9 protein-coding genes are annotated in these 12,863 nt (G+C 34.9%); 6 read left to right on the top strand and 3 right to left on the bottom strand.

Annotation, left to right across the window (positions count from 1 at the left end; all coding sequences use genetic code 11):
* Window positions 1-179: 179 nt before the first annotated feature.
* Window positions 180-926 (bottom strand): NUDIX hydrolase, encoded by a 747-nt coding sequence (locus ACHRVX_RS19040; protein ID WP_395335094.1) that lies wholly within the window; start codon window positions 924-926, stop codon window positions 180-182.
* 306 nt (window positions 927-1,232) lie between these two features.
* Here ACHRVX_RS19040 and ACHRVX_RS19035 point away from each other — a divergent pair, with 306 nt between their 5' ends.
* Window positions 1,233-3,683 carry a glycoside hydrolase family 3 N-terminal domain-containing protein gene (locus tag ACHRVX_RS19035; protein ID WP_395335092.1) on the top strand — a complete coding sequence of 817 codons (2,451 nt, stop codon included), beginning with the start codon at window positions 1,233-1,235 and terminating at the stop codon, window positions 3,681-3,683.
* 379 nt (window positions 3,684-4,062) lie between these two features.
* Here ACHRVX_RS19035 and fucP read toward each other — a convergent pair whose 3' ends face one another.
* Window positions 4,063-5,364, bottom strand: coding sequence for an L-fucose:H+ symporter permease (gene fucP / locus ACHRVX_RS19030; RefSeq protein ID WP_395335090.1), 1,302 nt, complete (start codon window positions 5,362-5,364; stop codon window positions 4,063-4,065).
* A 477-nt stretch (window positions 5,365-5,841) separates the two neighbouring features.
* Between fucP and ACHRVX_RS19025 the strand changes: the two genes are divergently transcribed.
* The 5 genes from ACHRVX_RS19025 to ACHRVX_RS19005 all read left to right on the top strand — a co-directional run bounded on the left by ACHRVX_RS19025 (window position 5,842) and on the right by ACHRVX_RS19005 (window position 10,695).
* Window positions 5,842-6,606: an SDR family NAD(P)-dependent oxidoreductase gene (locus ACHRVX_RS19025; RefSeq protein WP_395335088.1), complete on the top strand. Its 765-nt coding sequence runs from the start codon at window positions 5,842-5,844 to the stop codon at window positions 6,604-6,606.
* A gap of 182 nt (window positions 6,607-6,788) precedes the next feature.
* Window positions 6,789-7,643: a fumarylacetoacetate hydrolase family protein gene (locus ACHRVX_RS19020; RefSeq protein ID WP_395335086.1), complete on the top strand. Its 855-nt coding sequence runs from the start codon at window positions 6,789-6,791 to the stop codon at window positions 7,641-7,643.
* 205 nt (window positions 7,644-7,848) lie between these two features.
* Window positions 7,849-8,862, top strand: coding sequence for a zinc-binding alcohol dehydrogenase family protein (locus tag ACHRVX_RS19015; RefSeq protein ID WP_395335084.1), 1,014 nt, complete (start codon window positions 7,849-7,851; stop codon window positions 8,860-8,862).
* 201 nt (window positions 8,863-9,063) lie between these two features.
* The gene (locus tag ACHRVX_RS19010) at window positions 9,064-9,861 is read left to right on the top strand and encodes an SDR family oxidoreductase (RefSeq protein ID WP_395335081.1); all 798 of its coding nucleotides are present in this window, start codon (window positions 9,064-9,066) and stop codon (window positions 9,859-9,861) included.
* A 3-nt stretch (window positions 9,862-9,864) separates the two neighbouring features.
* Entirely contained in the window at window positions 9,865-10,695 is an 831-nt protein-coding gene (locus ACHRVX_RS19005; protein ID WP_395335079.1) for an amidohydrolase family protein, read from the top strand.
* Between the two features lie 272 nt (window positions 10,696-10,967).
* On the opposite strand, the gene ACHRVX_RS19000 is transcribed toward ACHRVX_RS19005, so the two are convergent.
* Entirely contained in the window at window positions 10,968-12,656 is a 1,689-nt protein-coding gene (locus ACHRVX_RS19000; protein WP_395335077.1) for a glycoside hydrolase family 28 protein, read from the bottom strand.
* Window positions 12,657-12,863: the final 207 nt, after the last annotated feature.

Raw genomic sequence — 12,863 nt, 5'->3', positions numbered from 1 at the left:
ACTATTTTGTGTACGAAAATCTTTTAAAGCCAATGATTTCAGCGGTTTTTATGTTTTTTTTGAAATGCTATGAAATTTTGAATTTATTGGTTATTAGATAAAAAAAAAGTTTATTTGCCTGAAAAAGAATTGTTTTCAATTTTGACTATAGCATACAAATTCAAAGAATTGAAATCATTTTACCAGCTTCCTTTTAATCCTTCTTTCAGGGCACTATTATATTTCTCTAAATCAAAACTATACAAGTCAGGAGCTTTATGAGCGCCGCCTTTTCGTGATTCATCTAATTTCGTCAAAATATCATAACGAAGAATTTTTCGGTAAAAATTACCACGATTTAGTTTTTTTCCTAAAATGGCTTCGTATAATTTTTGTAATTCCGGCATTGTAAACTTCTCAGGCAAAAGATTATAACCAATAGGGTGATTATTTAATTGCTCCCGAAGCGTAACAAGTGCTTTGTCAAAAATAGTCCTGTGATCCATCATAAACAAAGGCAGATCCTCAATAGATTTCCATTCAACAACCGTAGAATATTCATCAACAATCAGGTTTACTTTTAAATGTTCTGCCAAAGCATAATAACCAATAGAAACAAAACGCTGTTTGTGCCAGAGCGCATCATCATATTTCTGGAAAGCACTTTCAGAACGTTTTAAATTTCCGAAAGTATAAAACTGCTGCAAATAAATATTTTCAGTTCCCGTTCTGTCCATTAAAATTCTAATCGCGGCATCATCAACGTTTTCTTCTTTTTTTACATAACCTCCCGGAAGTCCCCAAAAATCCTGATCTTTCATTTTTACTGTCAATACCTGAAGTGCCGTTTCGTGAAAACTGAAAATAACACAATCAATAGAAAGTGTTGGGATATACTTTTCCCAGGATTCTGCCGATCGTTTTTCAAGAAGTTCTTTAAATTCCATTACAAATGATTTATTTTCAAATTTAATGTTTTTGAAAATTATAAAGCAACTTAAAAAAATCAAAACTTTTTCCAATCCAATTTATAGTTTATTTAACGCTATTTATTCAGCTGATAATTTATCCCTTTTAGTCTGCGAGTATTAGTAATTACTCATTTTTAGATGATTAGGATTATTATATGTGAAATTTTAAGTGATTTTATTTGCTGATATGGAAAAAAGTTTTTAATATTGCTTCTATATGAAGCAATGAAATATCACAAGCAAAGCTTCACTATAAAACAAAAACAATTTATACTTCTAACTATGAAACAAACCATAAAAAAAACAGCGAAAGTATCTCTTTTGACCGCTTTAGTACTTTCGAATTTATCTTGGAAAACAATTCCGACTGATGAAAAAAATCCGCCGCTTTTGACAATTAAAGGATTTACCTTTCAGGATTTTAACCGAAACGGAAAACTTGATCCGTGGGAAGATACCCGACTTACGGCAAATCAAAGAATTGAGGAAATCATCAAACAAATGACCAATGCCGAAAAAGCAGAATTACTTATAGGAACCGGAATGCCCGGAATCGAGGTTCTAACAGGTCCGATTGGAGATTCTAAGCAAGGTTTGGTTCCCGGAGCTGCAGGCGGAACTGCAGCTTTTGAGCGATTTGGGATTCCTGCAACTGTTGTTGCCGATGGTCCTGCCGGTTTAAGAATTGAACCAACGAGGGAAAATGACTCAAAAACCTATTATGCAACCGCATTTCCCGTAGGAACAGCTTTAGCTTCAACATGGAATAAAGCACTTTTAGAAGAAGTGGGAAAAGCAATGGGAAATGAAGTGAAAGAATACGGAGTGGATGTTTTATTGGCTCCGGCTTTGAATATCCACAGAAATCCGCTGAACGGAAGAAACTTCGAATATTACTCAGAAGATCCGTTGATTTCAGGAAAAACGGCTGCGGCAATTGTAAACGGAATCCAGTCGCAGGGTGTGGGAACTTCGATCAAGCATTTTGCAGTTAATAATGAAGAAACGAATCGTTTAACGATTAATGCTCACGTTTCTGAAAGAGCAATTAGAGAATTGTATTTAAAAGGTTTTGAAATTACCGTAAAAGAATCTCAGCCCTGGACGGTTATGTCTTCATACAACAAACTAAACGGAACTTATACCTCTGACCGTAAAGATTTACTAACTCAGGTTTTAAGAGACGAATGGGGTTTTAAAGGTATTGTTATGACCGACTGGTTTGGTGGTTTTCCGGGTTTTGAATCCATACAAAAAGGTTTAAGCTCAGATGTAGTAGGACAAATGAACGCCGGAAATGATTTATTAATGCCGGGAATTCCAGTTCAGAAAAAAGCTTTATTAGAAGCCTTAAATTCAGGGGAATTATCTCAGGAAGTGGCGAATACAAACGTGAGACGCATTTTAGAATATGTTTTTCGTACACCAACTTTCGCAAAATACAAATACAGCGATAAACCCAACTTAACCAAAAATGCCGAAGTTACCAGAAATGCTGCTGCAGAAGGAATGGTTTTGCTTAAAAATGAGAAAAATGCTTTACCATTTGCAGATAAACAAAAGGAAGTTTCCTTATTTGGTGTGACTTCTTACGCCTGGATTACCGGAGGAACGGGAAGCGGAAGCGTGAATAATAAACACACCGTTTCTCTTTTAGAAGGTTTGACCGCTGCAGGTTACAAATTAGACAAAGAATTGGTTGGTTTATACCAGCCTTACGCTGAAAAAGAAGTTGCTGCAGATAATGTGAGAAAAAAATCTCAGGGAATTTTGGCTTTGCCGGAAAGACTTCATGAAATGAAAATGGATGACGCATTCTTTGCTAAAAAAGCGGCAAGTTCTGAAATTGCGTTTGTGACTTTAGGAAGAAATTCCGGAGAAGGAGGAGACAGAGTTGTTGATAATAATTTCAATTTAGCCACGGAAGAAATCGAAATGCTGGATAAAATTTCGAACGCTTTTCACGCAAAAGGAAAAAAAGTTGTGGTGATTTTAAATATCGGCGGAGTAATCGAAACGGCATCCTGGAAAGATAAAGCAGATGCTATTTTGTTAGCATGGCAGCCTGGTCAGGAAGGCGGACATTCTGTTGCGGATGTTGTTTCCGGAAAAATTAATCCGTCAGGAAAACTGACAATGACTTTCCCTATGAAATATACTGATACACCATCGGCAAAAAACTTTCCGGGACTTCCCGCAGATAACCCAAAAGAGGTAACATACGAAGAAGGAATTTATGTAGGATACCGTTATTATAACACATTCAACGTAAAACCATCTTACGAATTTGGTTTCGGAAGTTCTTATACCACTTTTGATTATACAGCTGTAAAACTGAGTTCGCCCACTTTCAATGATAAACTGACAGTTACTGTAACAGTAAAAAATACCGGAAAAGCAGCCGGAAAAGAAGTAGTGGAGCTTTATCTTGCGGCACCATCAAAAACAATTGACAAACCAAAAGAAGAATTAAAAGCTTTCGCGAAAACAAAAGAATTAAAACCGGGTGAAAGTCAGACATTGCAATTGACTTTATCGCCTAAAGATCTTGCTTCGTTTTTAGAAAGTAAAAGTGCCTGGATTGCAGAAGCAGGAACTTATAAAGTTTTGGTTGGAGCATCATCTTTAGATATAAAAAAATCTGCTGAATTTTCTGTAGCAAAAGATATTACAGTCGAAAAAGTGAAGAAAGCTTTTGAATTAGATTCAAAGTTTACTGAGCTGAAACCATAAGTATTTTGTAATAATGTTGATTAATTATTGTTAGTGAAAAAGACAACTGAGATATTTTTTTCAGTTGGTTTTTTTGTTGTTAGGAAAGAATATAGAGGAAAGAATATAGAGGAAAGATTATAGAGGAAAGATTATAGAGAAAAGAATAAAGAAGAAAGAATAAAGAAGAAAGAAGAAAGATTATAGAAGAAAGATTATAGAAGATAGAATTATAGAGAAAAAATTATATCTGTGGGACAAAATCTATTGTTGATTATATTTTACTGACATTAATAAGTATCAGAAATAATCTTTTAGGAGTATATGTTGGTTGTATAAAAAAGGTTTGAATCAAAAATTATCTGATTCAAACCTTTTAATTTTTTATAATGATAAAATTTTATTTCACGGCTTTTACTTTGTGTCCGAAAACACCGAAATAAAGAATAATTACAAAACAAAGTAAAGGAATAATATATCCTGATTGTATATCATCGTGATTCATATCGATCAAAGTTCCCATTCCGTACGGAAGAATTGCGCCGCCCACAATAGCCATTACCAACCACGAAGATCCTGTTTCAGTATTCGATTTTAAACCCACTAATCCCAACGAAAAAATAGTAGGAAACATAATCGACATAAAAAATCCGATTCCGCCAAGAGCGTAAATCACATAAATTCCGGTTCCGTAAATCGCGACCAGACACAATAAAATACTGCAAACACAATAGATAGAAAGCAAAACATAATCTTTGACAAATTTCAAAAAGAAAGTCCCGATAAAACGTCCCGCCATAAACAAAAAACCGTAAATACCAAGGTAATATCCCGCTGTTTTCTCGTCTAATCCGGCGCCTTGCTGCGCAATTCTGATAAAGAAACTTGTAATGCAAACTTGCGCACCAACATAAAAAAACTGCGCTGCAACCGCCCAGGTTAAATGAGAGAATTTTAAAACAGAGAAAAAACCCGGTTTTACTTCAACCTCTTCATGTTGCGTTTTCATGGACGGTAAATGCATGAAATAAAATAAAATGGCTACTAAAACCAATACACTACCTAAAATAATATAAGGCAATTTTACTGATGAAGCTTCTTCTAATAAATACGACGCTCTTGTTGCATCAGGCATTGCAGCCATTTGTTCCGGAGTGTGATTTGTTCCCGAAAGTATAAATAAAGAACCCACAATAGGAGCAACCATTGCCGCTAAACCATTAAAAGATGACGCTAAATTCAATCGTTTTGAAGAGGATTCCGGAGGTCCTAAAATCGTAGCATACGGATTTGCACTGGTTTCCAAAATTGTTAATCCGCAGCCAATTACAAATAAAGCAAACAAAAATAACTCATAAGTTCTGGTATTCGCTGCAGGAACGAATAGAAATGCTCCCGTTGCAAAAACCAATAATCCGGTAATTATACTGTTTTTATAACCAAATCTTTTTATTAGCATGCCAGACGGAATTGCCATTATAAAGTAAGCAAAAAACACTGCCGTATCAATCAAAGTCGATTGACGATTGTTCAATTCGCAAGCCTTTTTTAAGTGTGGAATCAAAATAGAATCCAGATTGTGCGCCATTCCCCAAAGGAAAAATAAGCTGGTAACAAGTATAAATGGTAAAAGGTATTTTTTTGATGATCCTTTTTCTGTAACAATTTCGTGTTGGTCTACAGTTTGGTTGGTTGGTTGCATAGTTAGTATTTTGAGGTTCAAGGTTTTTTTAAAAAAGGTTCATAGGTTCAAAGGCGCATAGGTTCATAGGTTTTTTTTTAGATTTTCATAGAATTTAGGTCAAAGTCTCAAACCTTTTTTGCTTTGAGCCTTTGTCGCTTTGCACCTTTGTTGCTTTGTACCTTTGCCCCTTTGAACGAACCTTAAAAAAATAAATGTAAAATATACAATTACAAAAGTAGAAATAAGATTGAATTGAACAAGAAATGTAGCATTTATTAATAGTTAAAATTTACACTATATGAAATTACTGCTCGGTTTTTTTACAAAGGATATAAAAAATGTTATAATATTTTAAACTATGATTACTTTTAAGGGAATTAATTAAAATATTTCTCAGAATATTGAGATTAAAAATTATATTTGTAATTGTGTTTTTTACATTTATTAATTGAAAGAAACTCTAAACATACAATTAAGGACTAATACGAATAAAACATGTTTTCATTACAAAATAAAAAAGCGGTAGTAACCGGAGGCGGCAGCGGAATTGGCAGAGCAATCGCAACCCTTTTTGCCAAACAAGGCGCAGAAGTTCACATTATAGATTTAACACCAGAGAGTGCTCAGGAAGCTGTGGAGGATATCAAAAAACGAGGAGGAAATGTTTTTTCGCATGCGTGTAACGTAGCAAACCAAAAAGAGGTTGTTGCAACATTTGAAGCGATTGGAAATATTAATATCCTGATTAATAATGCCGGAATTGCGCATGTAGGTAAAGTAGATACAACACCGGAAGCTGATTTTGATCGTGTGATGGAAGTCAACGTAAAAGGAGTTTACAACTGTTTGTTTGCAGCGATTCCGCAATTAAGGCTTTCAAATGGAGGTGTAATTGTAAATATGGCATCAATTGCGGCCTGGGTAGGAATTCCGGATAGATTTGCCTATTCAACCGCGAAAGGAGCGGTTATGGCAATGACTTTATCTGTTGCAAAAGATTATATCAAAGAAAATATTCGTTGTAATTCTATTTCACCGGCGCGCGTTCATACGCCGTTTGTGGATGGTTTTATTTCGAAAAATTACGCAGGAAAAGAAGACGAGATGTTCGAAAAACTATCCCAGTCACAACCAATCGGCAGAATGGGAAAACCGGATGAAATCGCATCACTAGCGTTGTATTTATGCAGTGACGAAGCAGGTTTTATCACCGGAAGCGATTACCCAATTGACGGAGGATTTATTAAATTAAATAACTAGCACAAAGTTCCTAAGATGCTAAGATTCTGAGATACTAAGTTAAAAACTTAAAACCTCAAAATATGGGTGTCTTACCATCTTAAAAATAAATAATTAATTAACAAAGTTGATAAGTTTTCAGGTAGCTAGGATTAAAAAAACTTAGTATCTCAGAATCTTAGCAACTCAGCAACTTAAAAAAAATGAAATTAATACGTTTTGGAGAAATCGGAAAAGAAAAACCAGGTGTTTTAATAGGAGAAAAAAGATATGATGTTTCGGGAATTGTTTCAGATTATAACGAAAGTTTTTTTGAAGAAAACGGTTTGGAGAAATTACAAAAAGCATTAGACGGCAATCCAAATTTACCGGAAGTGGATGCGAATGTTCGTTTGGGATCGCCGGTGGCGAGACCTTCAAAAATAATTTGTATTGGATTAAATTATGTAGATCACTGCAAGGAAACCGGAGCGCCAATCCCAACAGAACCCATCATCTTTTTTAAATCTACGACTTCATTATGCGGTCCTGATGATGATGTGATTATCCCAAAAAACAGTGTAAAAACAGACTGGGAAGTTGAACTGGCATTTATTGTAGGCAAAAAAGCAAGTTATGTTGAAGAAGCTGAAGCTTTGGACTATGTTGCGGGATATGCTTTATTGAACGATTACAGCGAAAGAGAATTTCAGATCGAACGTGGCGGACAATGGGCAAAAGGAAAAGGCTGTGATACATTTGCGCCTCTTGGACCATTTTTAGCTACTAAAGACGAAGTAAAAGATGTCGATAATTTATCGATGTGGCTTACTGTAAACGGAAAAAAATATCAGGATAGCAATACGTTGAATCTGGTTTTCAAAATTCCGTATTTACTGCATTATTTAAGCCAGTTTATGACCTTGCTTCCTGGAGATATTATTAGTACAGGAACGCCTCCGGGAGTTGGATTGGGAATTAAACCAGAACCAATTTACCTAAAAGCTGGAGATGTTGTAGAATTAGGAATTGAAGGTTTGGGTACAAGTAAACAAACTGCAGTGGCTTACCAAAAGTAATTATAAACTTCGTTGAGCATAATTATTTTTAACACATAGAAATATAGATTTTGGATTCTCAAAAAAGGCGTTTCACTAGTTTTTAATACATATCTATGTGTGGAAACTAGTTTCTATTATCTTCTTTTTATAATAAAAAACTATGTTTCTATGTGTTTGAATTTTCATGAATTGTGCTCAATCAGGTTCGCTAAAAAAATCGAAGATGAAATTTATAGTATGTGAAAAACCACAGGAATTTATATTAAAAGAAAAGGAAATACCGGAACCAAAAGAAGGTGAAGTATTACTAAAGATAAAAAGAATAGGAATCTGCGGAACTGATATTCATGCTTTTGGAGGAACGCAGCCTTATTTTGAATACCCAAGAATCTTAGGTCATGAACTGGCAGCAGAATACGTAAAAGGAAATGCAAAAGGTTTTGAGGCCGGAGATAAAGTAACTTTTATTCCGTATTTCAATTGCGGAAAATGTGTGGCCTGCAGAAATGGTTTAACCAATTGTTGTGTGAATATCAAAGTTTTTGGAGTACATATTGATGGCGGAATGGCTGAATATGTGACCATTCCGGAACAATATTTATTGCACGGTCAGGGATTAGATTACGATCAATTGGCATTGGTTGAACCATTGGCAATTGCTGCCCATGGAGTCAGAAGAGCCAGTGTTGGACCAAATGATACCGTTTTAGTAATGGGAGCAGGGCCAATTGGGATTGGATTAATCCAGTTTGCTAAAATTGCAGGAGCAAAAGTTATCGTAATGGATATCAACGAATACCGATTGGGTTTTTGTAAAAATGAACTAAATGCCGATGCGACCATCAATCCGTTAAGTGAAAATGTAGCCGAAAAACTGGCTGAAATCACCAATGGCGATATGGCAAATGTGGTTATTGATGCCACAGGAAACAGAAATGTGATGAATGATGCTTTCAATTACATTTCGCATGGCGGAAGATTTGTTTTGGTTGGACTTCAAAAAGGCGAATTAACGTTCAGTCATCCTGATTTTCATAAAAGAGAATCGACCTTAATGAGCAGCAGAAATGCGACGATTCAGGATTTTGAATATGTAATGGAATGTCTGAAAACAGGAAAAATTGATCCAAAAAAATACATTACCCACAGAACCAGTTTTTCAGAAATGATTACCGATTTTGGACAATTAATTGATCCGAAAAACAATGTAATCAAAGCATTGATTGAGATAGATTAGCTCTTTACGTATAATTTTTTTAACACATAGGAACATAGATTTCATAGATTTAAAATTAAGAATTTTGGAGAAAATCAAGATTTTTTCACATAGTAAAAACTATGAGTTTTATTTGAAGTGAAACGACTTTTACAACTATACAAACTATGTTTCTATTTGTTTAAATATTATCTTTTGATTAACCTCAAATAACCACAAAAAATGGATTTACATTTAAAAAATAAGATAATTGTTGTTTCAGGTTCTGCCGGAAAGCAGGGAAGTATCGGCGAAACAATAATAAACAGGATTGCAGATGAAGGCGGTATTCCGGTTTTGATTGACAGAAATAGTAGAGGAGCAGATTATGCCTCAGGGTTTCAAAAACAAGGAATCGATTCATTATTTGTTCAGACAGATGTTACTGATCCCGTAGAAATAGAAAATGCAGTAAAAAAAATAATTGAAAAATATGGCAGAATTGATGCCGTAATAAACAATGTTGGTGTTAATGACGGAGCAGGTTTAGACGCTACTTATGAGCAATTTATGGATTCGCTAAAGCTGAATGTTGTAAGTTACTTTTTAGTGGTAAAATACGCACTTCCGTACTTAAAAGAATCTAAGGGAAATATCTTAAATATTGGTTCTAAAGTCGCTTTAACAGGACAAGGCGGAACTTCAGGTTATGCTGCGGCCAAAGGCGGTGTTTTAGGTTTAACAAGAGAATGGGCGGTTGATTTAGTTCAGTTTGGGATACGTTCGAACGCGATTATTATTGCAGAAAGTTACACTCCCGCATACGAAGACTGGATTAAAACCTTGCCGGACGGTGAAACTGTTTTAAAGAAAATCAACAAAAGCATTCCGTTTGAAAGCAGAATGACCGAAACAGAAGAAATTGCAGATACAGCACTTTTTATCATTTCAGATCGTTCCTCGCATACCACAGGACAATTTGTTTTTGTTGATGGCGGTTACGTGCATTTAGATCGTGCTTTGATTAGCGATGTAAATTAAAGCATGAATACGCGTATTGATTCACATCAGCATTTTTGGAAATTTGATCCCGTAAGAGACAGTTGGATTGATGATTCGATGCAAAAAATTCAGAGAGATTTTTTGCCCGAAGATCTTTTTCCATTGCTTCAACAAAATCAGTTTTCAGGGTGCGTAGCAGTTCAGGCAAGCCAGTCTGAAGAAGAGACTAATTTTCTTTTGAATTTAGCTTCAAAAAATGATTTCATAAAAGGAATTGTAGGCTGGGTTGATCTCCGGAATAAAAACATTACAGAACGATTAGAACATTTTTCAACTCATAAAAAGATAAAAGGTTTTCGTCATGTTGTTCAGGGCGAATCTGATAATTTTATGTTTAGAGAAGATTTCCGTAACGGAATTTCGGCTTTAAAACAATTCGATTATACGTATGATATTCTTATTTTTCATCGCCAATTACCTGCTGCGATAAGTTTGGTTCATGATTTTCATGATCAGCAATTTGTGATCGATCATATTGCAAAACCGGATATTAAATCGGGTGATATTGCAACCTGGAAAAAAGGAATTGAAACCATTTCAAAATATGAAAATGTAAGCTGTAAAATCTCAGGAATGGTAACAGAAGCGAATTGGAATACTTGGAAAACATTTGATTTAAAACCTTATCTGGATGTGATTTTTGAAAATTTCCCAACCAATAAATTAATGTTCGGGTCAGATTGGCCGGTTCTTAATGTAGCTTCAGATTATTCAGAAGTGGTGCAGACTTTAGAAGATTATATTTCGCAGCTTTCACTAGAAGATCAAAATAAGATTTGGTTTGAGAATGTAAATGCTGTTTATCAATTATAGATTTTATCGCCATTTTTTCATTGTGATTTCTACTATTAAACCTGACAGGTTTACGTCGCAGAATGAATTGCGAATAATTGATTACGTAAAATGTATTGCGTTGAATTAAAATCCATCCCTACAATATAATTCGTTCCTATGGAACTCTTTCTCGAAAGCGCAATCTTTGGTGATTATCGAGTGTGATCCTTTCTCCGTCATGATGACAAAACTGACAATAAAAAAGCAGGCTTTCCTATGGAAAGCCTGCTTTTTTATCAATTAGATTAAATCTAAAACTTCACTGCCCCTTTAGGAACAGTTTCCCCAATAGTAGTTCGTTTAGAAAAATTCAAACCATTAGAAGAAACAAATTCGATATTTTGAGAAGCTTCTCCATTAACAGAAATTGCTTTTGCCGATGTAGAATTAAACTCAACGTTTTTTAGGGATAAATCTTTAGCATTGTAAATTTCGAATACATTACTTGCTGCAATATCCAGTTTTGCATTACTGATTTTGATTCCTTTAGCATCAATGATAGAAAAACCTTTTTCGGCTGTAGCAATCAGGTTGGATATTTCGATATTCTCTAAATTCATTTCCGGCAAACCTTGTAAAAATACCGCTTGTTGCGCTCCTTTTATTGTTACATTTTTGATTGATATATTTTTAAATTGTGGCGTTTCTATCGTTACAGGCATTGCTTTATTGATGATTTTATCGCCGCCTTCTTCCAGAGTTTCCGCAATAGATTTTCCTCCATAATACAAATTAAAAGAAATTGCCTGAGATGGAATATCAGTCATAAAAATATCTGATATAAAAATATTTTCAACCACACCGCCACGTCCGCGATTACTTTTAAAACGAAGTCCAACATCAGTTCCCATAAAAGTACAGTTCGATACGTGCAGGTTTTTTACACCGCCGGACATTTCACTTCCTACCGTTACGCCGCCATGTCCGTGATACACGATATTGTTTTTTACGATAATATTTTCGCAGGGAACGCCACGATCACGACCATCTTTATCTTTTCCTGATTTGATACAAATGGCATCGTCACCAACATCAAAACTAGAATTTTCGATGATTACATTTTTGCAGGATTCCACATCAAGACCGTCTCCGTTTTGAGAATACCACGGGTTACGAACCGTTATATTACGAACAATTAAATCTTCAACCATTAAAGGATGAATGTTCCATGCCGGAGAATTCTGAAATACAGGACCGTCAAACAAAACTCTTTTACTATTCTGGATACTTACCAATACGGGACGTAAAAAGTCATGGATTTTTTCAAACTCTTCTTTCGTTTTTAAATCCGGACGTACATTTTGATCTGCACCTTTTGAGGCATTCATAAAAACTTCAGATGGGTACCAACTGTCTTTTTTATCGTTTAAAACACCTCCGGAAGCAACAAACTTTTTCCATTGGCTATCTGTTAATTTACTCTTTTTTACCTGTCTCCAAACTTCGCCTGAGCCATCCCAAACGCCATTTCCGGTAAAAGCGATATTTTCAAGATTTTTACCATAAATAGGAGAGATACAGCGCCATGTATTCAAACCTTCAAAACTTGTTTCAATAATGGGGTATAAACTTTTATCGGGTGAAAATTTAATTAAAGCTCCGGTTTCAGCATGAAGTTCAAGGTTGCTTTTTAGGATAATTGGACCCGTAAGCCAGATTCCCGGAGGAATAATTACTTTTCCGCCGCCTTTTTTGGAAATCGCATCAATAGCATCGGCGAAAGCCTTTGTATTCAGGATATAACCGCCATTTATAGCTCCAAAATCTTTAATATTTACACTATTTTTAGGAATTACAGGTTCTTTGACCTTTGCCATTTTAAATTCAATGTTTGCATAAGTGTCATACGGCTTAGAATTTTGGGCTATACTGCTTTGCGAAAAACTTGTAATCACAATTGCCAGAGCAATTCGAAAAAGATTGATTGGATTAGTTTTCATTGGTATTGTATTATGGTTAAAATTAGATAGTCAATTGAATCTCAGAATTATGAAATAAATTTTGAGCGAATTCTTTTTTACGAATCCGAAAAAAATGATCGAACATTAATAGCAAAACTTAAATGTAATCGATTACACAAATCTATAAAAAAATATTTTAAAAACTTCAATTACTTCAACCATTACCACAAAAGAAAAGTTAAAAGT

The sequence above is a fragment of the Flavobacterium sp. FlaQc-47 genome (assembly GCF_044006475.1).
Taxonomy (GTDB): Bacteria; Bacteroidota; Bacteroidia; order Flavobacteriales; family Flavobacteriaceae; genus Flavobacterium.
Note: the sequence above shows the minus strand (reverse complement) of the source record. Positions and strands in the feature narration are given on the sequence as shown.